The following is a 25,595-nucleotide window of genomic DNA, read 5'->3' as shown; positions in this document are numbered from 1 at the left end:
ACAGGGGTATTGGTCTGTTACTAAACCGAATAGCCTTTGAAAAAAAGTTGAAAATTTTTCTTGAGTACCTGTTTTAACCGCCAACCCAATAGAAAGCAGCCGGGCCCATTAGGTACCTGACCTAAACATCGGCACCTGTAAACGCCATTATGACCGGTGAATTCCCTGACTCAGCTGCAAGCCAGCCTGTAGGAGGGGAGTGTAAAAGCCACAAGCCGGAAAAAGCAAAAGGCCCTCCAGATTTCTCTGAAGGGCCTTTGCGGTCCGGACGGGACTCGAACCCGCGACCTCCGCCGTGACAGGGCGGCATTCTAACCGACTGAACTACCGAACCGTTTATCTCACTGGTCAGGCCGTGTGCCCTTCCTGTTTTGATGATGCAAAAGTAGAGGGCCGAAATGGACTGTGCAACCTTAGGAATAAAAAAAGTTAAAAAAAGCAGTTGTCTGATCTGTTTTGGGCTGGCAGTCAGGGAGAAAGTTTTTTGAAAAAATCCCGGCAAGCAAGCAGCACACTGTATCCGGCCCTTCGCTTACCTTTGCTTTCTTCTCAACCCAACTCCTCGCACCTCCAAGACGCACTCTGCCGTGGCAATGCTCCTCGATTTCGAACAACCAATTGCCGCTCTCGAAGGCAAGCTCCGCGAAATGCAACAACTGGCCCTCGATAGCCAGGTAGATGTATCGGACGCTGTAACGGCCCTCGAAGCCAAAATAAAAGCGCTTAAAAAAGAAACGTACCAAAATCTCACGCGCTGGCAGCGCGTGCAACTCTCACGCCACCCCGACCGGCCTTATACCCTCGACTATATTGAGGGCATGACTGAGAAGTTCATCGAGCTGCACGGCGACCGGACCGTGGGCGATGATAAGGCCATGGTGGGCGGATTCGGAGAAATTGACGGCCGCTCGGTAATGTTTATCGGGCAACAAAAGGGGCGCAACACCAAGCAGCGTCAACTCCGCAACTTCGGTATGCCCAACCCTGAGGGCTACCGCAAGGCCCTGCGCCTGATGAAGCTGGCCGAAAAGTTTGGTAAGCCCATCGTAACGCTCATTGATACGCCCGGCGCATTTCCTGGCCTGGAGGCCGAGGAGCGGGGCCAGGGCGAGGCCATTGCCCGCAACCTCAAGGAAATGTTCCTGCTGAAGGTGCCGGTTATCTGCATCATCATTGGCGAAGGTGCCTCGGGTGGAGCCCTGGGTATTGCCATCGGCGACCGGGTGCTGATGCTGGAAAACACTTGGTACTCGGTTATTTCGCCGGAGTCGTGCAGCAGCATCCTGTGGCGCAGCTGGGACTATAAGGAACAGGCCGCCGAGGCCCTCAAGCTCACGGCCACCGACATGCTGGGCAACAAGCTCGTGGACGGCATCGTGAAGGAGCCCCTGGGCGGTGCCCACACCGACGCGGCCACCATGATCAAAACGCTGAAGAAAACCATCCTCAAAACCCTCGATGAGCTGGAGGCACTGCCCCACGAGGAGCGCATCAGCCAGCGCATCGATAAGTTCTCGAATATGGGCGTGGTGCTGGAGTAACAGCAAGCGGCTAAAAAAACCTTGTCATCCTGAGCGAAGCGAAGGACTTTATCACAGCTGAACAAATCGTTGCAACGTGATAAGGTCCTTCGCTCTGCTCAGGATGACATTTTTTTATTCCTTTACTGTTCCAACCCCACCCACTCCCTATGACCGTTCATACCCTCGATACCGGCCTGTTCAAACTGGATGGCGGTGCCATGTTTGGCGTGGTGCCCAAAAGCATGTGGCAGAAGCTGGTGCCCGCCGATGACAACAATATGTGTACCTGGGCGTTGCGCTGCCTGTTGGTGGAAGACGCAGGCCGCCTGACGCTGGTAGATACCGGCATCGGCAGCAAGCAGGACGACAAGTTCCGGGGCCACTTCTACCTGCACGGCGACGATACGCTGGAAAACTCCCTGCGGCAACTCGGCTTCACATCCGCCGACATCACCGACGTATTCCTGACCCATCTGCATTTCGACCACGTGGGCGGAGCCGTGGTGCGCACGCCGGATGCCAAGCTGCTGCCGGCCTTCCCCAACGCCACGTACTGGAGCAACCAAGCGCATTGGGACTGGGCCCTAACGCCCAATCCGCGCGAGAAAGCCAGTTTTCTGCAGGAAAATATTCGGCCTATTCAGGAAAGTGGCCACCTGCAGTTTGTACAGGAGGGCGTGCCGGCCGGGCTGCCGATGTTCCAGGAAATCGTATTCGTAGATGGTCACACTGAAAAAATGATGCTGCCGGTGCTGCAGTACAAGGGCCGCACGGTCGCCTTCGTGGCCGACCTGATACCTAGCGCCGCTCATGTGCCGCTGCCCTACGTGATGGGCTATGATATGCGCCCACTGGTAACGATGCAGGAAAAAGAGGCCCTGCTGCGCCGTGCCGCCGCCGAAAACTGGGTGCTGGTACTGGAGCATGACGCGCAAACCGAATGCATAACCGTGCAGGATACCGAAAAAGGTGTTCGGGTGGCGGAGCGCTTCCGGTTAAGCGAGCTGTAGGGCGGTTTACTGCTGGTTTTTGGTTTTTCGTCACTTACTGCCTCGCCAATTCCGTGATGCCGACCGTACCGCCTCCTTCCGTAAACGAGGTGCAAGCCACCGGAACCCAGGCCCCGACCATCAGCTACCAACTGGGGCTGGCACTTTCCGGTGGGGGAGCCCGGGGCATTGCTCATTTGGGCGTGCTGGCGGCCCTGGATGAGCTGCAACTGCCTGTAGCGTGTCTGTCGGGTGTGTCATCGGGAGGGATTGTGGCGGCGCTGTATGCGGCAGGCATGCCCCCGCGGGAAGTTCTACGGCTGTTGCAGGAGCTGCGTATTGCCCGCCTTACCCGTGTTGCCCTCAGTCGCCACGGTATTCTGCACCTGGATGCCGTAGGAAGCCTGCTGGAGCAGCATTTGGGCGTGGGCTGCACCTTCGAGCAGCTACGGCTACCACTCACGCTGGTGGCTACCGATTTGCTGGCCGGTACTTCCGTGCGCTTTTCCAGCGGCCCCCTGCTGCCGCCCTTGCTGGCTTCGGCGGCCGTACCCATCCTGTACCGACCGGTGGAGTACCAGGGGCGGCAACTGGTGGATGGCGGGCTGCTGAACAACCTGCCCGTGGAAGCGCTGCTGGAAGGAGCACCGGCCCATTTACGCGTGGTGGGTGTGCATTGCAATCCGCCTAACCCGGAAGCACAGGTGCCCAACATGCGGGCGTTGGTGGAGCGTACCTTCAACCTGGCAATTGGGGGCAATACGGTGCTCAGTAAGCAGCTGTGCCACCTGCTGCTGGAGCCGCCGGAGCTATGCCAGTACCGCACCCTGAGCTTCCGCCGTGCCCCTGAGCTGTTCGACATTGGCTACCGCTATACCCTGCGCCGGGAACCGGAGCTGCGGGCGTTACTGGCACCGGAATAGGGGGCATCCGCCGCATTTCTCTAGCTTTGAATTCTGGTAGCCACTTAACCCCACCCGGCTGCTGCTTTTTGTACTATGGCTCGAAAGACTTCTACCTTCTGGTACCTGTTTTCTAAATTCTGGTTCTGGCTGACGGGCTGGCACTTGGGGTATCCGGTGCCTCCCGGCATCAAAAAAAGCATGATGATTGCCGCACCGCACACTAGCAACTGGGACTTCATGTTTGCGCGGGCGGCTTTCTTCCTGATGGACGTAGATGTGAAGCTCACCATCAAAAAGGAGTGGACCACCATTCCGGTACTGGGTGCGCTGGTGCGCAGCCTGGGCGGCCTGGCCGTGGACCGTAGCAAAAACAACAGCCTCGTGGATGGCATGGTGCAGCTGTTTAACGAGCGGGAGGAGCTGGTCATTCTGATTACACCGGAGGGGACCCGGTCCTATCAGCCGAAGTGGCGCAAAGGCTTCTACCACGCTGCCCTGGGAGCGGGGGTGCCTATTCTGCTGGGTTACCTCGATTACGAGAAAAAGGAAGCCGGCGTGGGCCCGGCGTTCTGGCCCACCGGCGACTACGAGAAGGACTTGGAGGAAATCAAAGCTTTCTACCGCACCAAAAAAGGCCGCTTCCCCGAAAAAGGCGTACGTTAAGGCCGCGTACCGGATCTGCCGGATCGGACGGGCGCTACCGGATTCTTCAACCCGTTTTCCTGTTGCACAATGGCGGAACTGAAAGCACTGCTCTGGATTCTGATTGGGCTGGGGGTATTCATCTGGCGAATGGTGCAGAAGGCGCGGGCCACTACGGCGCGTGAGCAGCGGGAGCGGCCCCGCACCACCGGCAAACCAGCTAGCCTGCCCGCCGGCAGCTTCGACGAGCTGCTCAAGCAGTTTCAGGCCAGCGCCCGGCCTCCTGCTGCGCCAGCGCCAGCGGCTACTACCATGGCTGGGCGGCCACTGCCGATGGAGGCTGCGCCCCGGTCTCGTAGCCTGGAGCAGACCACAGCTCCGGCTCGCTCCCTCGAAAAGCCAGCCTCACCCCACTCGCTGGAAGTGCCCCAGCGGGAAGCGCGCCGGGCTGCAACACTGCCCCGGGCCGCCAGCCAGCCCAACCCCGACGACTACTGGTCGCGTCCGCCGGTGAATACCCAGGATACCCGCCAGACGCTAAGTGAAATGCTGAAGAATCCGGCCAGTGTGCGCGCTGCCTTCGTGCTGGGCGAAATTCTGCAACGACGGTTTTAAGCAGCACTGGCATCAAAAAAACCGCAAGCCCATGCTTGCGGTTTTTTTGATGCCAGTGCTGCTTTTGAGTAGCTTACTCCTGTGTCAGGGCGTAGGTAACCAGATTCGCGCCCATTTTGAGGGCGGCTTCGTGCACGGCTGGCGTGTCCTCAGGGTACGTACCTAGGTCCTCCCAGCCGTTGCCCAGGTCGCACTCGAAGCTGTAGAAGCACACCAGCCGACCTTTATAGAGCAGGCCAAAGCCCTGGGGTCGCTTGCCGTCGTGCTCGTGCACCTTAGGCAGACCGCGCGGAAACTGAAACTTCTGGTGGTACACGGGGTGGGAGAAGGGCAGTTCCACGAATTCCAGCTCCGGAAACACTTTTTTCATCTCGGGCCGGATGAATTTATCGAGGCCGTAGTTGTCGTCGATGTGCAGGAAACCGCCTCCCATTAGGTAGCGGCGCAGGTTGCGGGCCTCCGCGTCGGTGAACGTGACGTTGCCGTGGCCGGTCATGTGCACAAAGGGGTAGGTGAGCAGCTCCGGCGAATCCAGCTCTACGGTCCCTTCCTCAGGGTCAATGTTGGTGCGCAGCGTCTGGTTGCAGAAGCGGATGAGGTTGGGCAGGCTGGTTTTGTTGGCGTACCAGTCGCCACCCCCACCGTAGTGCAGCTTCGCAATGCGGAAGCTGGGTGCGAGCGGCGGCCCGGCGGCCACCAGCGGTAAAACAAGGAGAAGCAAAAACGCGAATAACCGATGCATAGGCAGGAAAAAAGGAAGCATGTGGCGGCCACCATGTGTGGTGATACAAGGCTTAACGGCCGCGCTGCGCTATAAATTCGTGTGGGTGTTGCTACTTTAACACGGCTACTACGAATTCACGTGACAGTATTCAATATGACCGAAAATAGTACGCTACTACTAAACTACTACACGCGCGAACAACGTGCGTTGGCCAAGCAATTACGCGAAGCTTTGCAAGAGCAGGACTACCGCTTGGCTGCTCGTATTCAGAAGGGGCAGCACTTGGTGAAACACCAGATACATTTGCTACAGCTGCTTCAAAATAAGCATGCAGATGAGTTGGAGCAGGTAGATCGGTGGATTCGTTTTTTGCAACGGGCAATAACGGCAAAGCAGGAGCCGCATGGGCTGCACCATGAAATGCTGCTGAATTACGAACAGCAACGCCAGAAACTTTTGGACGCTGCATCCAGTCCGCCAACTAATACTTCTGTACTGCAGGAGCTCATGAAACAACTGTTGGCTGGGGACCTCGCTGCTTTTACCTTGGTATTGAGTAAGTCCACGCGGTTGTGCCTTTCCATCCGGCGTGTGCGTCGAACCTTAATTCTAACGCTACCTGAGCTGATCCGCCACCGCCAAGAATCTACCATTCGCCCTGTGCATCTGCGCCGATTACGCAACCTCGGGTTCACCTATTACGACCATAAGGACAAGCTGCTGGCATTTCAGCCGCTGGCTACGGCGGAGGATTTGGCCCACAGCATGCAGCTCCTGATGAAGATAACCTGCTTAGTGTTTGATTTTCAAGATCTGCACAACGATACCGAAGTGCGCTATTTCTCCGCCTGAGCAAAGCGCGCCTTTACCCCGCCAGCTCCCGCACCACGTGCGCCGTGTGCACGGCGGCCAGGGCAGCTGTTTCGGTACGCAGGCGGGATGCGCCCAGTGTTACGGGCCGGATGCCCCGGGCAAAGGCGGCGTCAATTTCCTGGGGTGTAAAGTCTCCCTCGGGCCCAATGAGGACGCAGCAGGTGTTGGCCGTGGCGGCTACCCTTGCCAGCGGGGTCCGCTCGCCATCTTCCAAATGGGCGATAAACGTGGTTTCGGGCGCGACGGTGGGCAAGAAGCGGCCGAAATCGGTGAGTTCTGTAAGCTGCGGCAGCCAGGCTTGGCCCGACTGTTTGAGGGCACTGATTGCTATTTTCTCCAGTCGGTCCAGCTTTAGCTCACGCCGCTCCGAGCGGGCGCAGCGCAGAAACGTAATCTGGTCCACGCCTATTTCAGTGGCTTTTTCCACCAGCCACTCCATGCGGTCGAGGTTTTTGGTGGGGGCCACGGCCAGGTGTACGTGGTAGGGGCGGCGGGCCACCAACTGGGACTGCACTACCCGCAGCTGGCAGCGTTTGGGATTGGCCTCAGCCACCTCCGCTTCAAACACGCCGCCCTGCCCATTCAGTAGCACTACCGGGTCGCCTTCGGAGAGACGCAATACGCGTACGGCGTGCTTACTCTCATCTTCGGGGAGTTGGTAGGTGAGGGCAGTGCTGAGGTCAGGGGCGAAAAAGGTGTGCGGCATGGGGCAAAGGTAGGGCGAATTGGGCAGCAGAAACGCAAAACGCCCCGTTACACGAAGTCAACGGGGCGTTGGAATAGGTCGGAATAGTAGGACAGTCTACAGCACGTCGTTGAGCAGACCAGCCAGCCGGACGCCGGCTTCCACCATACGCTGCTTCATCAGCTCGGCGTGGGCGGGGTAGTATTTGTAGTCCACGTCGGTGCCGTCGGGAGTCTCCTGGTACAGCTTCTCGCTGGAGGAGTACGATTCCCACAGCCACTCTTCGGGCGTGCTTTTCTGGAAGGCACGCGCTTGGCTGTGGCGCAGCTTCCGGTCGTACTGGCAGGCCATTTCGGTGTAGCTGAGGCCTTGATAGTCAATCAGGCCACTGTCCCAGAGGCTGTGCAGGTTGGTGTCCTTGCCACGGTATTTTAGCTTGATGTCGTTGCCGCCTTTGTCTTCGGCGTGGCCCGTGTGCATGGGCTGGTGAATGTCACCTACGATGTGCACCACGTATTTCAGCGCGGCGGCGCGCTCAGCCTGCGGCTTGCTCTCGTCGCCGAGAATGCGCAACTGCGTTTCCAGGGCCGAGTAGGCGTTGGCGTTGGTCTGGGTTTTCACGGCCTGAATGTAGGCGTCGTGGCCCAGGCCGGAGGGGGTATTCACGTAGTGCCAGGGGGCCGTGTCTTTGAACTCCGGGTAGAAGCGGATTTCATCGGGCCAGGTGCTCACTAGGGTGAGGGTTTCGGTGCCCAGCAGCTTCTTCACCTCACGGCGGGCGTGGCGGGAGAGGTGGTGTTCGGCAATTTTTCCGACGGTGCGGTGTCCTTCCGCGCCCCAGGCCCACAGGCTCAGGGGTGACAGCAGGGCCAGCAGCAGCGGCAACAGGCGCTTACGCATACAACTAACAGGAAAAGGAATGAAGTCAGAAGACAAACTTACTAGATTTGCCGCCTTTCCCAGTATCCCTACGTTATCATGTACCGAGAAAAATACGCGCAGAAACGCGCCATCCAACTCTACACCGCCGGCCGGCCCCAGGAAGTAGTGCCTATGCTGCTGGAAGAAGGTGCCATGCCCGAACAAGTAGAGCAGCTAGCCCAAAAATATCAGAAGATGCAGCGGCTGCTGGTTACCGAAGATGCCCGCAAAAAGCTCAAAGCCGCCCAAATGCTGGTAACGATTGGGGCCGTGTTTATAGTTGGCGGCGTAGTGCTCAGCCTGTTAAGTTGGCTGTATCTGGGTGGGAGCTACGTGGTGTATGTAGGAATACTGTTGTTCGGAGCGGGCCTGCTTGTCAAGGGCACTCTGGAAAAACAAGCCGCCAGTAAACTGCTGCAATCCAGCTCTATCTAAAGTAGAAGCCAAGCAAAAAGCCCCTCGAGCTGCAACTCGAGGGGCTTTTACATGCCCGAAAGCAGAAGGCGCGGGGCGTTACACGCCGGCGGCCACGGCTACTTTAGGCGCGCCAGCGAGGATGTCCTCGTTGGCATAGTCGGCGTACCGCTGGAAGTTGTGCACGAACTTCTCGGCCAGGTCGGCGGCCGTGCGGTCGTAGGCTTCTTTATCGGCCCAGGTGTTGCGCGGGTCCAGAATTTCGGTGGGCACGCCGGGTACCGAGGCGGGTACTTCCACGCCAAACACCGGGTGCTTGTGGAACTCCACGTTGTCCAACTCGCCGTTGAGGGCAGCCGTAATCATGGCGCGGGTGTAGCCCAGCTTCATGCGCGAGCCAACGCCGTAGGAGCCGCCCGTCCAGCCGGTGTTCACCAGCCACACGTTCACGTCGTTTTCCTCCATTTTCTGGCCCAGCATCTCGGCGTACTTGGTGGGGTGCAGGGGCAGGAACACCTGGCCGAAGCAGGCTGAGAAAGTGGTCTGGGGCTCGGTAACGCCCATTTCGGTGCCGGCTACCTTGGCGGTGTAGCCGCTCATGAAGTGGTACATGGCGTGGCACTTATCCAGCTTGCTGATGGGAGGCAGCACGCCAAACGCATCGGCCGTCAGGAAGAAAATGTTCTTGGGTGCCCCGGCCACCGACGGCTCAATGGCATTCGGAATGTAGTGAATGGGGTAGGCCGTGCGGGTGTTTTCCGTTACGCTCTTGTTGGCGTAGTCCACGGTGTGGGTGCCGGGTACGAAGCGCGTATTTTCTACGATGGAGCCAAACTTGATGGCGTTCCAGATTTCGGGCTCCTTCTCCTGGCTCAGGTCAATCACCTTGGCGTAGCAGCCGCCCTCGAAGTTGAAGATGCCCGCGTCGGGCGTCCAGCCGTGCTCGTCGTCGCCGATGAGGCCGCGGTTGGGGTCGGCCGAGAGAGTGGTTTTACCCGTGCCCGAGAGGCCGAAGAAGATGGCCGTGTCGCCGTCTTTGCCTACGTTGGCCGAGCAGTGCATGCTCAGGGTGTTGTGCTGGTGGGGCAGCAGATAGTTCAACACCCCAAAAATGCCCTTCTTCATCTCACCGGCGTAGCCCGTGCCGCCAATCAGAATCATCTTCTTCGAGAAGTTCAGAATGGCAAAGTTCTTCTGGCGGGTACCATCCACGGCTGGGTCGGCCTCGAAGCCAGGGGCGCAGATGATGCTGAAATCGGGCGTCCAGGTGGTATCCGCACCCTCGGCGGGGCGCAGGAACATGTTGTAGCAGAACAGGTTGTGCCAGGCCAGCTCGTTTACCACGCGCAGCTTCAGCTCGTAGTCGGGGTTGGCACCGGCGTAGGCGTCGCGCACGTACACTTCCTTGTCTTCCAGATATTTCACCATCTTCTGGTGCAGCTGGTCGAACTTGTCGGCGTCGAAGGGGATGTTAATGTCGCCCCACCATACCGATTCTTCGGTGCTGGCATCCTTTACCACAAACCGGTCTTTGGGGGAGCGGCCGGTAAACTGACCGGTATCGGCCATCAGCGCACCGGTGTCGGTGAGGGTGCCTTCGCCCCGGCGCAGGGCATGCTCTACCAGCTCGGCGGGGGTGAGGTTGAGGTGCACCTGGGCGGCGTGGGAGATGCCCAGGGGTGCGAGGCGAGCGTTGGCGGCGGAATCCATCATAAAAAAGGGCCGAAAACGGGTTGGGGGTTGGGTGGGATAATGGGGGAATTCGAGAACAAAAATAGTCAAAAACCCGAGCCCTCTACGGTGAAAGGAGAAAAAAGAGCGAATTTTCGCTTAGGTTTTTTTCTTACTTACAAATGTTTGTCAGTTGAGATGGAAGCCAGCGTCGGGGCTTTCGGCTGGGTTGCGAAACTTTTGTAGCTTTACCAACCTGCCCTGCGGTTGCAGCCGCAGGTATTTCTTTCTTCACTTCACTTCTTTTTTTCATGCAAACGACCTCCGCTGTTCAGGAGCAGCCCACCATGCGGCAAAGCCATCCGCCTGGACTTTACCTGCTATTCTTCACCGAAATGTGGGAACGGTTCAGCTACTATGGTATGCGGGGCCTGTTGGTGCTTTACCTCACCAAAACAGCGCTTGAAGGAGGCCTGGGTATCCCGGAGGCTAGTGCTACGCTCATCTACGGCTACTTTACCGGCTTCGTGTACTTTACGCCCATCATTGGGGGCTGGATTGCCGATAAGTTTATCGGGCAGCGTCGGGCCATTCTCATCGGGGGCCTTACCATGGCTGTCGGGCAATTTTTCCTGTTCATGCAGCCTTCACTGTCTACGCAGGCGGCAGCTTTTGGCATGCCCTGGCCCACGCTGGTAGGCCTGCTGATGCTGATTCTGGGTAACGGCTTCTTCAAGCCCAATATCTCCACCATCGTAGGTAAGCTCTATGAGCAGGGCGACCCGCTGCGCGACGCGGCGTTTACCATTTTCTACATGGGCATCAACACCGGCGCGTTCATTGCGCCGCTGGTGTGCGGTTTCCTGGCCGAAAACCTGTTTGCCACCAAGAATGCCGCCGGCGAAATCATGAGCTACGGCTTCCGCTACGGCTTTATGGCGGCCGGTATCGGCATGCTCATCGGGCAGCTGGCCTTCAACCTGCTGGGCAGAAAGTACCTGGGCGACGTGGGCATGTACCCCGAAGGCCAGAGTGCCGACTCTACCAAAGTGGCCGTAAAAGAGCCGCTGACCAAGGAAGAAACCGACCGCATGGCCGTAATCTTCATCATCACCCTGTTCGTGGTGTTCTTCTGGGCCGGCTTCGAGCAAGCCGGTTCTTCGCTCACGCTCTACACCGATAAGTTTATCGACCGGAACGTGGGTGGCTTCCTGATTCCGACTTCGTGGTTCCAGTCGGTTAACGCCGGCTTTATTGTGCTGCTGGGCGCGCCGGTGGCGGCTCTGTGGGTAAGCCTGGGCCGCAAGGGCAAGGATTTGAGCATTCCCGTGAAAATGGGTCTGGGCATGATTCTGCTGGGTGTGGGCTTCCTGTTCATGGTGGGCGCGGTCATGCAGCGCGGCGGCGATATTGCCGACCAGAGCATCAAGGCCAGTATCTGGTGGCTGATTGCCACGTATTTCTTCCATACGGTAGGTGAGTTGTGCCTCTCGCCGGTGGGCCTATCCATGGTGTCGCGCCTCTCGCCGCCGGCCCTCACGTCCATGCTCATGGGCGTGTGGTTCCTGGCACCCTTCGTGGCCCAGATTGCGGGTGGCTACATTGCCAAGTACGTGGAAGAGCTGGGGGCTCTCACGGTGTTCGGCCTCATTGCCGGCTTCGTGATTTTCGCCGGCTTGGTGCTGGTGCTGCTGGCCCGCAAGCTCTTTGCTATGATGCACGGCCGCGGCTAAATCACGGATGTAGACGGATTCGTCGGATTACACAAATTCCGTGTTTCTCACATAAAAGCCTCGTTGGACATTGGTCCGGCGGGGCTTTTTTATGGGGAGCATGGTAGGTTGACCGGCTGACTACAATCTGGCAGTCTGACTATACATGCTTTTGCTTCTTCTATAATGTATCTACTCTATGTCTGACAGAATGCACACGTGGTTGGTGGTGGCTCTGAGCCTGTTGCTGTTGTATGCTGGCCTCGGAATTGTGAGCGTACAGGTGAGCATGAAATATGAAACGCATCATGACCCGTGTTTTTCGGTGGTTACACACCGTAACCTGTGCGCCGACTACCAATTCGCTAAATGGGTCACGGCTGGCTTAGGAGTGCTTCTGTTGGGCATTATCGGCTTCAGTAATCAACTCATTCGCAAGAAGTAGCGTGCCATTCACCCAACAAAAGCAAAAAGCCCCGCCGGACCAATGTCCAGCGGGGCTTTGTAGTAAGCCAGCAGCTAAGAGCCGGCAGCCAACGGCTGATATTACATCATGCCGCCCATGCCGCCCATGCCGGGGGCACCGCCAGCGTGCGAGTGGCCTTTGTCTTCCTCAGGCTCATCCGAAATCACGCACTCGGTGGTCAGGAGCAGGCCGGCAATCGAAGCGGCGTTTTCCAGGGCCAGGCGCGTAACCTTGGTGGGGTCGAGGATACCGGCCGCCATCAGGTTTTCGTACTTGTCCTCGCGGGCGTTGTAGCCGTAGTCAGCTTTGCCTTCGCGCACTTTCTGCACTACTACCGAGCCTTCGCCACCGGCGTTGGCCACGATGGTGCGCAGGGGAGCCTCAATGGCAGTGCGGATGATGTTCACCCCGGTGCGCTCATCGGCGTTCAGGGTATCAACAGCTTCCAGGGCGTCGATGGCGCGTACCAGGGCAACACCGCCGCCGGGTACTACACCTTCCTCAACGGCCGCACGGGTAGCGTGCAAAGCATCGTCCACACGGTCTTTCTTCTCCTTCATTTCTACTTCAGTAGAAGCACCGATGTAGAGGATGGCAACACCGCCCGACAGCTTGGCCAGACGCTCCTGCAGTTTCTCCTTGTCGTAATCGGAAGTGGTAGTACCGATCTGGGCTTTGATTTCGTTTACACGAGCCGTGATGGTTTCTTTCTCGCCTTTACCGTTTACGATGGTGGTGTTATCCTTGTCGATAATCACCTTCTCGGCGGTGCCCAGGTACTCCAGGGTAGCCGAGTCCAGCTTGTAGCCACGCTCTTCGCTAATAACGGTACCGCCGGTCAGCACGGCAATGTCTTCCAGCATGGCCTTACGACGGTCGCCGAAGCCGGGGGCTTTCACGGCGGCAATCTTCAGCGAGCCACGCAGTTTGTTTACTACCAGGGTAGCCAGGGCTTCGCCGTCTACGTCTTCGGAGATGATAACCAACGGCTTGCCGGTTTGTACCACCTGCTCCAGCACGGGCAGCAGCTCCTTCATGGTGCTCACCTTCTTGTCGTAGATGAGGATGAAGGGGTTGTCGAACTCAGCCTCCATTTTCTCGGGGTTGGTCACGAAGTAGGGCGACAGGTAGCCGCGGTCAAACTGCATGCCTTCCACCGTTTTCACTTCGGTTTCAGTACCGCGGGCTTCTTCCACAGTAATCACGCCTTCCTTGCCTACTTTGTCCATGGCGTCGGCAATCATTTTGCCGATTTCCATGTCGTTGTTGGCCGAAATAGCGCCTACCTGGGCAATTTCCGAGGAGTTTTCGATTTTCTTCGACTGGGCTTTCAGGTTGGCTACCACGGCCTGTACGGCCTTGTCGATGCCACGCTTCAGGTCCATGGGGTTGGCACCGGCGGCCACGTTTTTGGAGCCGGCCGTGTAGATGGCCTGCGCCAGTACGGTAGCGGTAGTGGTACCATCACCGGCCTGGTCGGCGGTTTTGCTGGCTACTTCTTTCACCAGCTGCGCGCCCATGTTTTCAACCGGATCCGACAGCTCAATTTCTTTAGCAACCGATACCCCGTCTTTAGTGATGGTGGGGGCACCGAATTTCTTGTCGATAACCACGTTGCGGCCTTTGGGGCCCAGGGTTACTTTCACGGCGTTTGCCAGTTTATCAACGCCGCGCTTCAGTTTGTCGCGGCCTTCAGTATCGAATTGGATGTTCTTAGCCATCGTGGGTTCGGGTATTTGGAATCAGAGAGGAATGAGAGAAGGGAAACCTTACAGTACGGCAAAAATGTCCGACTCCTTCATGATGAGGTAGTCCTGGCCGTCCACGGTAATTTCGGTACCGGCGTATTTGCCGTACAGTACCTGGTCACCTGCTTTCACCTGGGGCTTAATAGTGGTGCCATTGTCGGCCACTTTGCCTTCACCTACGGCTACTACTTCGCCACGCTGGGGCTTTTCTTTGGCCGTGTCGGGGATAATGATGCCCGATTTGGTTTTTTCCTCGGCGGCGGCAGGCGCGATAATTACGCGGTCAGCCAGCGGTTTGATGCTAAGCGACATATTGTACGTTTTGGTTGAAAGGTTTACTTGAAAACGAGTGGTGCCTAGGGTGCTACACTTCCTGTGCCAGCCCCGCCAAACCTGACAGAATGGACACTAAAAGCCATCTTTCTGTCAGCCGTGGCAGAAATTACGACAGCCGGACCTGGTAGATCGGGGCTTTGGGCACTACAAGCGCAAAAGGCAGACAGATGTTACGCCGCGCACAAAAAAACCGGTGGCTCCCGAAGAAGCCACCGGTTTCAGAATCGGTGATAAGGCTGCTGGGCAGCGCCGGCCGCTTACTGAGCGGGCTGGGGCGTAGGCGTAGCGGCCGGAGCGGCTGCCGGGGCTGCGCCGGGAGCGGCAGCACCAGGCATAGCCGGGGCGGGAGTAGGGCGGGATTCCAGTGCTTTCTGCTGGTTGATGCTGCGTACCGGACCACCGGCAGGAGCACCGCCAATAACGTGGGTGCCCAGGCTCAACACCATCAGCCCGATGGCGAAGCCCCAGGTGAGTTTCTCCAGCAGGTCGCCGGTGCGCTTTACACCCATAAGCTGGGCGGCACCGCCGGCCCCGAACTGGCTGGAAATACCACCTCCCTTGGGGTTTTGGGCCAGCACCACTACGGCCAGCAGGAAGCAAACAAGAAGAATCAGGGCAATAAGAACGTAGTACATCTACTCCGAAGGTTGTTGCAGTTGTTGGATTTGCTCGGCAAAATACGCCTTTTTTTCGGGCTGGCGCTCCATCAGCCGCTCATATATTTCAATGGCCTTATCCTTTTTGCCCTGCCGCACCATGATTTTGGCCAGGCTTTCGGAAGCCAGCTCCGGGGCACTGCTCGTGCTGCGCACCGACAGATCCGGTTGTTCCTCAGCGGGTAACGGAATGCCGTGCGGCGTTTTGATGCGCGGCTGAGTTTTCAGAAAACGGTTAATCAAATCAAACGACGAGGCGGCCGGCTTAGGCTTGTGCGCTTTCAAATGAGCCAGCAGCAACGCGTCGGGCTCAAAGAAGGCATCCAGGGGCAGGTCCAGCGTGTAGCCGTCATGCGCCTGCAGGTCGTAGCCCAGGCGGCTGCCGGCTCCCAGCGAGTATCCCAGGTCGGCGTCGGCGCGGAAAGGGGCCGTAACGGCGGGTGGAGGCGTGGCTGTCAGACCGCTCAGGGTCGGCAGTTCGTCATCTTCCTGCTCGGCTTCCAGATCGGGAAGATGATATCCGCTTGGTTCGGACAGGGTTGTCTGGCTGAGGCCAAACTCAAACCGGGAAATCCCCCCGTCGGCGGGCGGGCGAATGGGCGGCGCTACGGCCGGCAGCACATCATCTGCCACCTCTACTGCAGCTGCAGCCTCGGGTGGGGCCGTCTCAGAAACAGCGGTAACCTCGGTTAGGGTAGCTGGCTCCAACTCTGCCTTGGCAACGTGTAGCGGCGGCTCCGGAGCCTCAGTGATTTCCAGGGGAGCTGCTTCTGCTGAATCTGTTACAGCTTCCTGCAAAAGGTCCGGCGTTACTTCCAGGCTGGCGGGCTCCTCGTGCGTCGGTTGTAATACAGGCGGTTCAGCAACCACCGGGCTAGTGGTTGCGCTGGCCAGCGGCGTATCGACGGTTACGACGTCAGCCGGGGATGTCTGCAGCTCGACAGTATCCGGATTGGGAGAGGCGGTTTCGGTGGGCGAAACGGTGACAGCTGCGGCAGGCTGCTCCAGCAGCTGGCGCAGTAAGTCCCGGTCGGCGGCGTAGGTAGCGGCCCGGCGCAGGCGCTGGCTGGCCAGCATGCTGCCCCGGTCATGAGCTGCCTTCGCCAGCAATACATGGGCCGACTGGCAATAGGGAAATGCGGCCGCCAATTGTTCCAGCTCCCGAACTTCGGTATCCGAAATTCCGTGTACGTGGTCCATGATGTGCAGTAGCGACGCGCGGGTCATGCGGTAATAAACTAGGCTCAGCCGGCTACCGGAAAGTAGGCAATGAGGCTGTGCGGAAAGGAATGAGGAAGGAGTGGTGGCGTAACCCAACTGGTAACGGGGCTGCAACAATACGCCAATTTAGGCATTAAACCTGGCTATTACCCGGCTTACCAGTTGGCAACCGACTTATTGAAGGCGTCAGTAATAATGTTGCGGAACAACTCCCGCAGGGCTGTGGGGTCGTTGTTGATACTGGTAATGTCGCGGGTGGCGGAGAACGGACGGGTGGTTTGCAGCGTCTGCTCAAAGTCCTGCTTGGGGTCCTTGGTATTGGTAAACTTCACCCGCACTTGAATAGTGAGCTGGTTGGCACCAGCCTGGTCCTGGCCGGTAGCGGTTTGCTGGATGGCCGCCGGGGCAAAGTCATAGGCAATTATCTGTCCTTCAAACTGTAAGTCGCCGTCCCGGGGCACCAGCTTCAGGCTGGTATTGCGCTGGAAGTAGTCCTTGAAATCCTCCGTAAATCGGGCCGACAGGAAAGATGGCCCGTTGTTAGCATTGTTGGCGAAGGTGGCAATGGAAATCGTCTTGACCGTGGGGTCGATGTTCGTACCGCTGAACGAATACACGCCGCAGCCACTGAACAAGGGCAGCAATAAAAGCAGACACAGCCCGAAAGCCCAGTTACGCTTGTTCCAGATCATATTGCTTGAGTTTCCGATAGAGGGTGCGTTCTGAGATGCCCAAATCATGCGCGGCATACTTGCGCTTGTTGTTGTGCTTCTTTAACGCTTTAATAATCATTTCCTTTTCCTTGGCCTCCAGACTCAGCGTTTCTTCCTCGGTTTCGTGTGAAATATCCTCCACGCGCTGTCCATCCTCGTCCTCGTAGTCGGTGGCGTCTTCCACGGCCAGGTCGCGCGGGTTCAGGATAAAGTCGGACGCACCTACTTCGGGGCGAAGGGGACGGGCAGCGGGTCCTTCGTAGGGCGAAACCTGCACACTGGTGAACAGGTGACTGTTCTGGCGCAGTAATTCCTGGGCCTCATGAGGGCGCTGACCACCGGCCAGATCCAGCACCAGCTTTTTGAGGTCGGTCATGTCACGGCGCATGTCAAACAGCACCTTGTAGAGCAAATCCCGCTCGGAATAGGCGTTGCCGGCTCCGTCGGTGGCCCCGCCGGCGGCACTCACCAGCATGGGTAGCTGGGATGTTTGCTCCTGGGGCAGGTAGCGGCGCAGGCCCCGGGAGTCGATTTCCCGGTCGGTTTCCAGCACCGAAATCTGCTCAGCTACGTTCTTGAGTTGGCGGATGTTGCCGGGGAAGCGGAACCGCTGCAACTCCTGCACCGCGTCGCTGGTGAGGCTCACCGGTTTTACCCGGTACCGGTCGGCAAAATCCGTGGCGAACTTTCTGAACAGTAAGTAGATATCATCGCCTCGTTCACGCAGTGGTGGAACCGTAATGGGCACCGTGTTGAGGCGGTAGTACAGGTCTTCGCGGAAGCGGCCTTCACGCACAGCATCCAGCAGATTCACGTTGGTAGCGGCCACTACGCGCACATCCGTCTTCTGTACTTTACTGGAGCCGACGCGGATAAACTCCCCGTTTTCGAGCACGCGCAGCAGACGGGCCTGAGTGCCCAGCGGCATTTCCCCGATTTCATCGAGGAAGATGGTGCCACCGTTGGTAACTTCAAAGTAGCCTTTGCGGGCTTCCTGCGCGCCGGTAAAAGAGCCTTTCTCGTGCCCGAACAGCTCCGAATCGATGGTGCCTTCCGGAATAGCACCGCAGTTGATGGCAATGAACTGCCCGTGCTTACGCGGCGACAGGGCGTGGATAATCTTGGAAAACGACTCTTTACCGGAGCCACTCTCGCCCGTTATCAGCACAGTCATGTCCGTCGGGGCTACCTGCGCAGCCACCTGAATGGCGTAATTCAGCGCCGGCGCATTACCAATAATGCCGAAGCGTTGCTTGATTGATTGTATTTCGGAAGGTGTCAAGTCGGAGTGGGTTTTCGTAGGAAAGACGAAAAGCGGCGCGTTTTATTTTGGAGCGTGTTGTTAAAACGCTGTTATCCGGCCAGAAATCATTTTTTAAGCCGGATAACAGGTTATTACACAATTTCCCCAATCAGTGCAGCGCCGGTGGTGCTGGTGACCAGCACGTTCACGTAGTCGCCTTTCTGGGCGGTGCCTTTGGGGAAGATGACCACCTGGTTCTGGCTGTTGCGGCCGCTGAGCTGCTCTTCCGAGCGTTTGGAGCGGCCTTCTACCAGCACCTGGTGCACGCGGCCTACCATGCGGGCGTAGCGGGCCCGGGCGTGCAGCTGCTGACGGTCAATGACTTCCTGCAAGCGGCGCTTCTTCACGTCCAGCGGAATATCGTCGGCCAGCTTGCGGGCGGCCAGCGTGCCGGGGCGCTCCGAGTAGAAGAAGTTGTAGCCCATATCGTACTGCACGAAGTCGATGAGGCTGAGCGTATCCTGGTGCTCTTCCTCGGTTTCGGAGCAGAAACCGGCAATCATGTCGGTGCTGATGGCGCAGTCGTCGCCGAGGATGCGGCGGATGGCCAGCACGCGCTCCTCGTACCAGGGCCGGTCGTAGGTGCGATTCATCAGCTTGAGTACGCGCGAGTTACCGCTCTGGGCAGGCAGGTGAATGTACTTGCAGATGTTGTCGTACTTCGCCATCGTGTGCAGCACCTCGTCGGTAATATCCTTGGGGTGCGAGGTAGAGAAGCGCACCCGCAGCAGGGGGCTTACCAGCGCCACGCGCTCCAGCAGCTGGGCAAAATTCACCGACTCAGCACCATCCTCGGAAGCCCACTTGTAGCTGTCCACGTTCTGGCCCAGCAGGGTCACTTCCTTGTAGCCAGCGGCTACTAGGTCGCGGGCTTCCTGCACGATGCTGTGGGCGTCGCGGCTCCGCTCCCGGCCCCGGGTGAAGGGCACCACGCAGAAGGAGCACATGTTGTCGCAGCCCCGCATGATGCTGATAAAGGCTGTGATGCCGTTCGAGTTCAGGCGCACCGGCGTGATGTCGGCGTAGGTTTCCTCCCGGCTCAGCAGCACGTTCACGGCCTTTTGGCCGCCGTCCACCTGCTGAATCAACTGGGGCAGGTCCCGGTAGGCGTCGGGGCCCACTACCAGATCCACCAGCTTCTCTTCTTCCAGAAACTTGCTTTTTAGGCGCTCAGCCATGCAGCCCAGCACGCCCACCAGCAGGCCGGGGTTGCGCTTTTTGTGGCTGTTGATCTGCGACAGGCGCATGCGCACGGTCTGCTCGGCCTTCTCGCGGATGGAGCAGGTGTTTAGCAGTACCAGGTCGGCGCTGTCCAGCTGGTCGGTGGTGTCAAAGCCTTCATTGAAGAGGATGCTCGACACAATTTCCGAGTCGGAGAAGTTCATCTGGCAGCCGTAGCTCTCAATGTAGAGCTTGCGGCTTTTACCCGTGCGGGTAGCCGCCTGCACCCGCACCTGGCCCGAGGGCTCATGGTCGTGGGTAGCTGCGTCCACGGCGGGGGTGGGCAGGGTAGGTGTATCGAGAAAATCGAGGGTCAGGAGCGGTTGCGACATAGTAAAAGGCCTTTATCAGGCAGCAGCTTCACAATTCAGAGAACGGCAAAGGTAGGGTTTTTACCCTGAAAATGACAGAATGGCAGAACGGTGAAGTGGTGAATAGGTGAATGAGTGATTTAGTGAATTCGCGCGTGAAAACGGACTGTCATTGCTTACGAAGGACCTTGTTAGGATAGAACGACTTGCTCACGCATGGTAAGGTCCTTCGCAAGTTCAGGATGAATACCATTCACTCACTCACTCACTCACTCACTCACTCACTCACTCACCACAGTCCCCAGCACCTCCAGCATAGCCCGGGCTTTAAGCAGACACTCCTGATACTCCCGCTCCGGTACGGAGTCGTAGGTAATGGCCGAGCCGACCTGGAAGCTGAGGTAGCCGGTGTCCTGGCGGTATTGCAGGCTGCGAATCACGACGTTGAAGTCGAAGCTGCCATCGGGAGCCACGTAGCCGATGCTGCCGCTGTACAGGCCCCGGCGGGTCCGCTCATAATGCTCAATGAGCTGCATAGCCCGGATTTTCGGGGCTCCGGTCATGGAACCCATCGGGAAGGCGGCCCGCAGTACATCCACTAGGTCGGCCTCGGGGCGCAGCTCGGCGGTAACGGTGGAAATCATCTGCCAGACGTGGCGGAACGGGTAAAGGCCGAACAGCTCGGGTACCTGCACGGTACCGGTGCGGGCCACCCGGGCCAAGTCGTTACGCACCAAGTCCACAATCATCAGGTTTTCGGCTCGTTCCTTCTCATCGTGCAGCAGGGTCTGGCGCTGCTGCGCATCCTCGGCCGGCGTAGTGCCGCGGCGGATGGTGCCTTTGATGGGCTGAGAAACCAGCCGGCCCTGATGTTGCGACAAAAACCGCTCGGGCGAAGCGCACAGCAGGAAGTGCTCATGGTAGCGCACAAAGCCCGCAAACGGTGCCGGCGAAGCCGCATTCAACCGCAGAAACAGGTCCACTGGGTCGAGCTGTACACCTTCCGCATAGAACTCCTGGCACAGGTTCAGCTCGTACACTTCCCCGCTGAGAATGTCCTCGCGCACGGCTTCCACAGCGGCCAGGTATTCCGCTTTCGGCATGCGGGCAGTCAGCGCGGGCGTGGTTGGCGGTTTGGGCTGGGGCACTTCGGTAGCGAGAATAGCTTCCAAAACGCCCCTGGTGCGGCCGTGAATTTCCAGCGTGCCACCGCGCCACTGCAGCCAGGTATGGGGGGTGAAAAAGTGCAGCTGCGGCCAGTCGAGGCCCGAGGGGTTGTGGCTGTACAGCTGCTCTACCTCGTTTTTGACGTCGTAGGTGAGGAAACCCAGGCGCGGAACTCCGGCAGTAGCGTCTGGCAGCTGGCGGAGTTGGTCCAGCGAGTGGGGCCCAGCGGGAGCCTGTTCAGCTACGCCCAGCAGCCGCTCAAACGGGCCTTCGGGATACGTTAGGTCATTAGGCTCGAAATAGGCGCAATGCGGAAACTGCGCGGCCCAGTGCAGGGCCCGGGCGCGAAAATCGGGCGGGAGAGTGGTAAGCGGAATAGAAAGCACGGGGCAAAGGTACGGGACCGAACTGCCAACTTGCTTTGACGAAAGCCTGTGGTCAGCGCACTAAAAAGGGCGTCATGCAGAGGCGCAGCCGAAGCATCTCGCGTGCTGACACCTGAATAGTATTGCAACATCAGCACGCGAGATTTCTCGACTTCGCTCGGAATGACGTTCGAACCCCTGCTTTCAGCAGCCTCATTCCCCCAGTTCCTTCAAGGCCAGCTTGGCTTTGGTATCGGTGCTGTTTTTGTACTCGTGGCGGGGGTAGCTCAGGGCTTTGCGAAAATACGTGCGCGCCGTAGCGGCCTGGCCGGCAGCCTGGTACAGGTAACCCAGCTGCAAGGCCGACTGCGGAGCGAAATAGTACGGCGCGGTGCCCGCCAGCGCAATGGTGCGGGCGTAGTACGGCCGGGCCGAATCGGGGCGGCCCAGCAGGTGCAGGGCCCGGGCGCGGCGGTAGGGCTCCTCCAGCCGGTCGTGCAGGGATGTGGCGGCAGTGCTCTGGAACCCATCCAGCGTACTCAGTGCCTCCCGGTAGTAGCCGCCATCAATCTGCAGGCGCGCTTTGGTCAGGATAGAGTTCAGCGGCTGTTTGTCTTCCAGAAACCGTTGGGCGTACGTGTCTTCCTCAAGTACCGTGCGGCCGCCCGCGCCAATCTGCCGGCGGTACTTGTCGGCCGCCGCCGGGCTGTTGCCCAGCCACGCCGCCAGATACAGCTTGAAATAGGCATCCTTGCGGTAGTGCTGCCCCCGGTACAGCTGCAGAAACTGCAGGTTTTCGCGCTGGGAAGTCGCGTACTGGCCCTGGTAGAGCAGTAAATCGGCGGCCATGTGGTGCAGGTAGGGCAGCGGCAGGTACTCGGGGCCAGTGGGAGCGGCCCGGTAGGCGGCCAGGGCGGCTTCGGTGCGGTGCTGCTTTTTCAGCTGACTGATCAGCAGGTAGCTCAGCAGCAGACTCTGGGGCTGCTGGCGCTGCAGCGTGCTCATGAGCGTGAGAGCCGCCTCGGGTTTTTTGTAGTAGGTTTCTTCCAGCAAAGCCAGAATCAGCCGGCTTTCCAGCTGAAAGTCATTGGGCTCGGTAGCGGCCCGGCGCAGGTTGTGCAGGCCAGCCTCCACGGAACCCGGCAGCCCCAGCAGCTTCAGAAACCAGCGGTACGACTCCGGCAACGACCCGATGAAGAACTGCAGCATACCCAGCGTTTTGCGGGCCGGCAGAAACTGCGGGTAGCGGCGTACCACCTGCTGCATCTGCTGGTAACTCTGGCGCAAACTCCAGGCGCCTTGCACCTCGTGCCCGAATACCACCTGCGCCGCCGCCTGGTGCAGCCGGATTTCGGCGGCGGTGTAGGCCTGCAGCGCGCCGGCGGGCTGTTTTTCCAAGAGCTTGAGCCGTTGGTCCTGGGCCTGCACGGTGGCCTCGTAGCGGCCGGCATCCTGGCTGATGAGCAGCTCCGTGATACCGAGGCAATCCTGAACCAGCAGCGTGCTGGCGTCGGAGCCGCTGAGCAGGGCCCGGGCCGCGGCGGGCCGCATGTTCAGCACCTCGGCGTAGGCTTTGACCTGAGTGGGACTGAGTGCGTCGCGCAGGGGCTGAGAGTGGGAAACGCAGGGTTTGGCAAGCACCAGCAGCAGCCAGAACAGCCCCTGCCAGCCCCTGCGAAATCCACGGCGAACCATTGCGAGCAAACTCATAAGAACAAAAAAAGAACGGCCCCGAAAACAAGGCCGTTCTTCTCTAAAAACGCAAATACACTTAGGCGTTGCGGGCTTCTACATCGGCCAGAACGCGGCCGCAGTGCTCGCACACGATGATTTTCTTGTGGGCGATGATGTCGGCTTGGCGCTGGGGCGGTACGGTGTTGAAGCAGCCGCCGCAGGCGTCACGCTTTACCGTTACCACGGCCAGACCGTTGCGTACGTTGCCGCGGATGCGGGTGTAAGCCATCAGCAGACGGTCTTCCACCGGCTTCACGGCTTCGGCCCGCTCGTCCATCAGTTTCTTCTCATCGGCTTCGCTTTCCCCCACGATGGTTTCCAGCTCCGACTTCTTGTTGTCGAGGTCTTTCTTCCGCTCGTCGAGCTTCTGCTTGGTGCCGCTGATTTCCTGGTTTTTCAGCTCAATCTGGTACTGAGCTTCTTTGATCTTCTTCTCGGAAATCTGAATTTCCAGCTTCTGCAACTCGATTTCCTTGGCAATGGCCTCGTACTCACGGTTGTTGCGCACGTTGGTCTGCTGGTCTTCGTAGCGCTTAATCAGGCCGTCGGCGTCTTTGGCGTTCTGCTTGCGCTGCTTGATCTGGTCGTTGAGGCCGGAAATTTCCTCGTCGAACTTGCTTACGCGCACCTCGTAGCCCGCAATTTCGTCCTCCAGGTCCTGCACTTCTTCGGGCAAATCGCCCCGCACGCGACGGATTTCGTCGAGTTGCGAGTCAATGCGCTGCAGGTTCAGGAGGGCTTCCAGCTTACTGGCAACCGGTATTTCCGCGGACGGATTAGAAATCATAACGGACAGGGTTGGTGAGGGTCTCTGCAATGAAGAGCGCAAAAGTACTTCCAAAGTTGCCCATAAGCAAATCCCGGAAGATTTCGCCGGTGAACTGCTCGCTCTCAAAATGGCCTACGTCGCAGAGCATCAAGCCCCCTTCGGGCAGGAAGTATTCGTGGTATTTCAGGTCGCCGGTTACGTAGGCCTGGGCCCCGGCGGCGCGGGCTTTGCCAATCAGAAAGCTGCCCGCCCCGCCGCACAGCGCCACCGTGCGAATAGGCTCCCCAAACTCGGTGTGCTTCACTACGGGCACGCCCAACGCAGTGCGCAGCCGCTGCCGGAACTCGGCGGGGGTAAGGGGCTCGGGCAGCTCACCCACCATGCCGGAGCCTACCTCCTGGTGCAGATTTTCCAGCTTGATCAGCTCGTAGGCCACTTCCTCGTAAGGGTGAGCCTGGCGCAGGGCGCGCAGGGCCGCCGCCTGCAGGTGCAGGGGCAGCAGCACTTCCACGCGGTCCTCGGGGCCGGTGTGCGGCTGGCCGGGCTGGCCGCTGAACGGGTTTGTTTCCGGGCCCGGGGTAAAGGTGAAGGTGCCTTCGGAGCGGAAGCTGCACTCTGCGTATTGCCCAATCTGGCCCGCACCGGCGGCGTACAGCGCCTGCAGCACGGCCTGGGTGTGGGTGGAAGGCACGTAGGTGATGAGCTTGCCCAGCAGCCCGGGCTTGGGGTCGAGGATGCGCAGGTTCTGCAGGCCCAGCTTCTCGCCCAGCTTGCGGTTCACGCCGTGCAGCACGCTGTCGAGGTTGGTGTGGGCGGCGTAGAGAGCCACGTCGTGGCGAATGGCCTTGAGCAACGTTTGCTCGACTTCATTGGCCCCGGTGAGGCGTTTGAGGGGCTTGAAGATGAGCGGGTGGTGGGCCACCACCACGTTGCAGCCCCGGCGCAGAGCCTCGTCCACCACGGCCGGAGTGCAGTCGAGGGCAATGAGCACGCCGCGCACCTCCATCTGTGGGTCGCCGCACTGCAGGCCGGCGTTGTCGTAGCTTTCCTGATAGGCCAGGGGAGCGGTCTGTTCCAGCACCCGCATCAGGTCGAGCAGTTTAGCCATGGGGAATAATAGTAGGATGAAACGCCAAAAGTAACCGCTCTACTTGGGACTGTGGGCGGCCTGTTCCAGCACCTGCACGTAACGGGCCACGTTTTCTACGAGGTTCTTGCGCTTATACTGCATCAAAAACCGTGGGTGGTCAAGCACATGAATCTGGTCGAATAGCTGCAGCTCTTCATTCAGCCGCTGCAGGTACTGCGCGTTGCGGCGACCCAGGCACACGGCCGCGCGCCGGCTCAGGCCCACTTCCGCTACCTGCTGCCGCAGCGAATTTTGGATACTGGGCCATAGCGCGTCGGTTACGGCCGGTGAGTCGTAGAAGTTATAGTTGCGGCCGTCCTTCAGAAGCACCAGAGGGTAGAGGGAGCCCAGGAAAAACCGCTGGTAGAAGGCTGCCGGGCCGCCCATAGCCAGAATCACCTGCTGTACAAACTCGCTGGATGGCTCCCGGCGGCGCGGCAGCTCGTTGGGAATGCCCCAGTCGGCGAGGGTGGCGGGGTCGGTGAAGGCCACGCCGGTGCGGCCGTTGCCCAGGCGGCCCGGGTTGATGCCTAATAAGGCCACCCGGGGCTGCTCGCCGGTGTAATACTGCCGGGCAAACTGCGTAAGCAGCTCCCGCGGCCCCGGTTCCTGGTACGGGCTGTACGCCTCTACGCCCTCGGGCAATGCGGGTGGCGGCGGAAATTCGGTAAGGAACTGGAGCAGGCGGTCGGCGAAGGGCATAGGCTGCCTTACGGTGGCAAGGACAGAAGGATAGGGAGGCGGCAATGGTTTCTTGCAGTTCAGCGCGGGCCAACCGTTAC

At 59.1% G+C, this 25,595-nt stretch carries 24 protein-coding genes and 1 tRNA gene; 8 read left to right on the top strand and 17 right to left on the bottom strand.

The genetic code is table 11. The features are described 5' to 3' along the window. Nucleotides 1-260: 260 nt before the first annotated feature. A tRNA-Asp gene (locus EI291_RS05830) sits at nt 261-334 on the bottom strand. Between the two features lie 259 nt (nt 335-593). Here EI291_RS05830 and EI291_RS05825 point away from each other — a divergent pair. The 5 genes from EI291_RS05825 to EI291_RS05805 all read left to right on the top strand — a co-directional run bounded on the left by EI291_RS05825 (nt 594) and on the right by EI291_RS05805 (nt 4,674). After that, the gene (locus EI291_RS05825; protein WP_125418869.1) at nt 594-1,541 is read left to right on the top strand and encodes an acetyl-CoA carboxylase carboxyltransferase subunit alpha; all 948 of its coding nucleotides are present in this window, start codon (nt 594-596) and stop codon (nt 1,539-1,541) included. A 149-nt stretch (nt 1,542-1,690) separates the two neighbouring features. Further along, nucleotides 1,691-2,533, top strand: a complete 843-nt coding sequence (locus EI291_RS05820; RefSeq protein WP_125418868.1) for an MBL fold metallo-hydrolase — start codon at nt 1,691-1,693, stop codon at nt 2,531-2,533. Nucleotides 2,534-2,589: 56 nt separating this feature from the next. Next, on the top strand, nt 2,590-3,435 hold the full coding sequence (locus EI291_RS05815; protein ID WP_125419089.1) for a patatin-like phospholipase family protein: 846 nt from the start codon (nt 2,590-2,592) through the stop codon (nt 3,433-3,435). Nucleotides 3,436-3,510: 75 nt separating this feature from the next. Further along, on the top strand, nt 3,511-4,080 hold the full coding sequence (locus EI291_RS05810) for a 1-acyl-sn-glycerol-3-phosphate acyltransferase (RefSeq protein WP_125418867.1): 570 nt from the start codon (nt 3,511-3,513) through the stop codon (nt 4,078-4,080). A 69-nt stretch (nt 4,081-4,149) separates the two neighbouring features. Further along, the gene (locus tag EI291_RS05805; protein WP_125418866.1) at nt 4,150-4,674 is read left to right on the top strand and encodes a hypothetical protein; all 525 of its coding nucleotides are present in this window, start codon (nt 4,150-4,152) and stop codon (nt 4,672-4,674) included. A 73-nt stretch (nt 4,675-4,747) separates the two neighbouring features. Here the strand turns inward: EI291_RS05805 and EI291_RS05800 are convergent, their stop codons facing one another. Further along, nucleotides 4,748-5,416 (bottom strand): DUF4159 domain-containing protein, encoded by a 669-nt coding sequence (locus EI291_RS05800; RefSeq protein WP_125418865.1) that lies wholly within the window; start codon nt 5,414-5,416, stop codon nt 4,748-4,750. Nucleotides 5,417-5,536: 120 nt separating this feature from the next. Between EI291_RS05800 and EI291_RS05795 the strand changes: the two genes are divergently transcribed. Beyond that, nucleotides 5,537-6,250: a hypothetical protein gene (locus tag EI291_RS05795; RefSeq protein WP_125418864.1), complete on the top strand. Its 714-nt coding sequence runs from the start codon at nt 5,537-5,539 to the stop codon at nt 6,248-6,250. Nucleotides 6,251-6,263: 13 nt separating this feature from the next. Here the strand turns inward: EI291_RS05795 and EI291_RS05790 are convergent, their stop codons facing one another. Continuing rightward, a complete protein-coding gene (locus EI291_RS05790) occupies nt 6,264-6,977 on the bottom strand; it encodes a 16S rRNA (uracil(1498)-N(3))-methyltransferase (RefSeq protein ID WP_125418863.1) in 714 nt (237 codons plus the stop codon). Between the two features lie 96 nt (nt 6,978-7,073). Continuing rightward, the gene (locus EI291_RS05785) at nt 7,074-7,856 is read right to left on the bottom strand and encodes a S1/P1 nuclease (protein ID WP_125418862.1); all 783 of its coding nucleotides are present in this window, start codon (nt 7,854-7,856) and stop codon (nt 7,074-7,076) included. A gap of 78 nt (nt 7,857-7,934) precedes the next feature. On the opposite strand from EI291_RS05785, the gene EI291_RS05780 reads away from it, so the two are divergent. Beyond that, nucleotides 7,935-8,312 (top strand): hypothetical protein, encoded by a 378-nt coding sequence (locus EI291_RS05780; RefSeq protein WP_125418861.1) that lies wholly within the window; start codon nt 7,935-7,937, stop codon nt 8,310-8,312. A 78-nt stretch (nt 8,313-8,390) separates the two neighbouring features. Here EI291_RS05780 and pckA read toward each other — a convergent pair whose 3' ends face one another. Then, entirely contained in the window at nt 8,391-10,004 is a 1,614-nt protein-coding gene (gene pckA, locus EI291_RS05775; RefSeq protein WP_125418860.1) for a phosphoenolpyruvate carboxykinase (ATP), read from the bottom strand. 269 nt (nt 10,005-10,273) lie between these two features. Here pckA and EI291_RS05770 point away from each other — a divergent pair, with 269 nt between their 5' ends. Then, complete coding sequence (locus tag EI291_RS05770) at nt 10,274-11,695, top strand: peptide MFS transporter (RefSeq protein ID WP_125418859.1); 1,422 nt, start codon at nt 10,274-10,276, stop codon at nt 11,693-11,695. Nucleotides 11,696-12,220: 525 nt separating this feature from the next. Here EI291_RS05770 and groL read toward each other — a convergent pair. The 12 genes from groL to EI291_RS05710 all read right to left on the bottom strand — a co-directional run bounded on the left by groL (nt 12,221) and on the right by EI291_RS05710 (nt 25,515). Continuing rightward, on the bottom strand, nt 12,221-13,861 hold the full coding sequence (gene groL / locus EI291_RS05765; RefSeq protein ID WP_125418858.1) for a chaperonin GroEL: 1,641 nt from the start codon (nt 13,859-13,861) through the stop codon (nt 12,221-12,223). A 48-nt stretch (nt 13,862-13,909) separates the two neighbouring features. Next, entirely contained in the window at nt 13,910-14,200 is a 291-nt protein-coding gene (gene groES, locus EI291_RS05760; protein ID WP_045687497.1) for a co-chaperone GroES, read from the bottom strand. Nucleotides 14,201-14,481: 281 nt separating this feature from the next. Further along, nucleotides 14,482-14,859 (bottom strand): preprotein translocase subunit SecG, encoded by a 378-nt coding sequence (gene secG, locus EI291_RS05755; protein WP_125418857.1) that lies wholly within the window; start codon nt 14,857-14,859, stop codon nt 14,482-14,484. Then, nucleotides 14,860-16,107: a hypothetical protein gene (locus EI291_RS05750; RefSeq protein ID WP_125418856.1), complete on the bottom strand. Its 1,248-nt coding sequence runs from the start codon at nt 16,105-16,107 to the stop codon at nt 14,860-14,862. A gap of 149 nt (nt 16,108-16,256) precedes the next feature. Next, nucleotides 16,257-16,793 carry an LptE family protein gene (locus EI291_RS05745; protein ID WP_125418855.1) on the bottom strand — a complete coding sequence of 179 codons (537 nt, stop codon included), beginning with the start codon at nt 16,791-16,793 and terminating at the stop codon, nt 16,257-16,259. Beyond that, nucleotides 16,774-18,096 (bottom strand): sigma-54 interaction domain-containing protein, encoded by a 1,323-nt coding sequence (locus EI291_RS05740; protein ID WP_125418854.1) that lies wholly within the window; start codon nt 18,094-18,096, stop codon nt 16,774-16,776. Before EI291_RS05740 ends, EI291_RS05745 begins: the two co-directional genes overlap by 20 nt. A 113-nt stretch (nt 18,097-18,209) precedes the next feature. Beyond that, nucleotides 18,210-19,670, bottom strand: coding sequence for a tRNA (N6-isopentenyl adenosine(37)-C2)-methylthiotransferase MiaB (gene miaB, locus EI291_RS05735; protein WP_125418853.1), 1,461 nt, complete (start codon nt 19,668-19,670; stop codon nt 18,210-18,212). Nucleotides 19,671-19,930: 260 nt separating this feature from the next. Next, nucleotides 19,931-21,202, bottom strand: coding sequence for an aminodeoxychorismate synthase component I (gene pabB / locus EI291_RS05730; protein ID WP_125418852.1), 1,272 nt, complete (start codon nt 21,200-21,202; stop codon nt 19,931-19,933). Between the two features lie 192 nt (nt 21,203-21,394). Next, a complete protein-coding gene (locus EI291_RS05725; RefSeq protein WP_125418851.1) occupies nt 21,395-22,891 on the bottom strand; it encodes a tetratricopeptide repeat protein in 1,497 nt (498 codons plus the stop codon). Nucleotides 22,892-22,952: 61 nt separating this feature from the next. After that, nucleotides 22,953-23,702, bottom strand: coding sequence for a zinc ribbon domain-containing protein (locus tag EI291_RS05720; RefSeq protein ID WP_125418850.1), 750 nt, complete (start codon nt 23,700-23,702; stop codon nt 22,953-22,955). Further along, complete coding sequence (locus EI291_RS05715) at nt 23,692-24,792, bottom strand: Nif3-like dinuclear metal center hexameric protein (protein WP_170172529.1); 1,101 nt, start codon at nt 24,790-24,792, stop codon at nt 23,692-23,694. The genes EI291_RS05720 and EI291_RS05715 overlap by 11 nt, the downstream gene beginning before the upstream one ends. A gap of 39 nt (nt 24,793-24,831) precedes the next feature. Next, complete coding sequence (locus tag EI291_RS05710) at nt 24,832-25,515, bottom strand: uracil-DNA glycosylase family protein (protein WP_125418849.1); 684 nt, start codon at nt 25,513-25,515, stop codon at nt 24,832-24,834. Nucleotides 25,516-25,595 lie beyond the last annotated feature (80 nt).

Source organism: Hymenobacter rigui (genome assembly GCF_003944715.1).
GTDB classification, from domain to species: domain Bacteria; phylum Bacteroidota; class Bacteroidia; order Cytophagales; family Hymenobacteraceae; genus Hymenobacter; species Hymenobacter rigui.
This window is presented reverse-complemented; position numbering and strand designations above follow the sequence as displayed.

Excerpts from the sequence above, each read along its gene's own strand:
- EI291_RS05710 (WP_125418849.1), bottom strand. The coding sequence starts at position 25,515 with ATGCCCTTCGCCGACCGCCTGCTCCAGTTCCTTACCGAATTTCCGCCG.
- EI291_RS05810 (WP_125418867.1), top strand. The coding sequence starts at position 3,511 with ATGGCTCGAAAGACTTCTACCTTCTGGTACCTGTTTTCTAAATTCTGG.
- EI291_RS05715 (WP_170172529.1), bottom strand. The coding sequence starts at position 24,792 with ATGGCTAAACTGCTCGACCTGATGCGGGTGCTGGAACAGACCGCTCCC.
- EI291_RS05825 (WP_125418869.1), top strand. The coding sequence starts at position 594 with ATGCTCCTCGATTTCGAACAACCAATTGCCGCTCTCGAAGGCAAGCTC.
- EI291_RS05820 (WP_125418868.1), top strand. The coding sequence starts at position 1,691 with ATGACCGTTCATACCCTCGATACCGGCCTGTTCAAACTGGATGGCGGT.
- EI291_RS05815 (WP_125419089.1), top strand. The coding sequence starts at position 2,590 with ATGCCGACCGTACCGCCTCCTTCCGTAAACGAGGTGCAAGCCACCGGA.
- EI291_RS05725 (WP_125418851.1), bottom strand. The coding sequence starts at position 22,891 with ATGAGTTTGCTCGCAATGGTTCGCCGTGGATTTCGCAGGGGCTGGCAG.
- groES (WP_045687497.1), bottom strand. The coding sequence starts at position 14,200 with ATGTCGCTTAGCATCAAACCGCTGGCTGACCGCGTAATTATCGCGCCT.
- miaB (WP_125418853.1), bottom strand. The coding sequence starts at position 19,670 with ATGTCGCAACCGCTCCTGACCCTCGATTTTCTCGATACACCTACCCTG.
- EI291_RS05790 (WP_125418863.1), bottom strand. The coding sequence starts at position 6,977 with ATGCCGCACACCTTTTTCGCCCCTGACCTCAGCACTGCCCTCACCTAC.
- EI291_RS05785 (WP_125418862.1), bottom strand. The coding sequence starts at position 7,856 with ATGCGTAAGCGCCTGTTGCCGCTGCTGCTGGCCCTGCTGTCACCCCTG.
- EI291_RS05720 (WP_125418850.1), bottom strand. The coding sequence starts at position 23,702 with ATGATTTCTAATCCGTCCGCGGAAATACCGGTTGCCAGTAAGCTGGAA.
- EI291_RS05745 (WP_125418855.1), bottom strand. The coding sequence starts at position 16,793 with ATGATCTGGAACAAGCGTAACTGGGCTTTCGGGCTGTGTCTGCTTTTA.
- EI291_RS05805 (WP_125418866.1), top strand. The coding sequence starts at position 4,150 with ATGGCGGAACTGAAAGCACTGCTCTGGATTCTGATTGGGCTGGGGGTA.
- groL (WP_125418858.1), bottom strand. The coding sequence starts at position 13,861 with ATGGCTAAGAACATCCAATTCGATACTGAAGGCCGCGACAAACTGAAG.
- EI291_RS05780 (WP_125418861.1), top strand. The coding sequence starts at position 7,935 with ATGTACCGAGAAAAATACGCGCAGAAACGCGCCATCCAACTCTACACC.
- EI291_RS05800 (WP_125418865.1), bottom strand. The coding sequence starts at position 5,416 with ATGCATCGGTTATTCGCGTTTTTGCTTCTCCTTGTTTTACCGCTGGTG.
- secG (WP_125418857.1), bottom strand. The coding sequence starts at position 14,859 with ATGTACTACGTTCTTATTGCCCTGATTCTTCTTGTTTGCTTCCTGCTG.
- pckA (WP_125418860.1), bottom strand. The coding sequence starts at position 10,004 with ATGATGGATTCCGCCGCCAACGCTCGCCTCGCACCCCTGGGCATCTCC.
- EI291_RS05750 (WP_125418856.1), bottom strand. The coding sequence starts at position 16,107 with ATGACCCGCGCGTCGCTACTGCACATCATGGACCACGTACACGGAATT.
- EI291_RS05770 (WP_125418859.1), top strand. The coding sequence starts at position 10,274 with ATGCAAACGACCTCCGCTGTTCAGGAGCAGCCCACCATGCGGCAAAGC.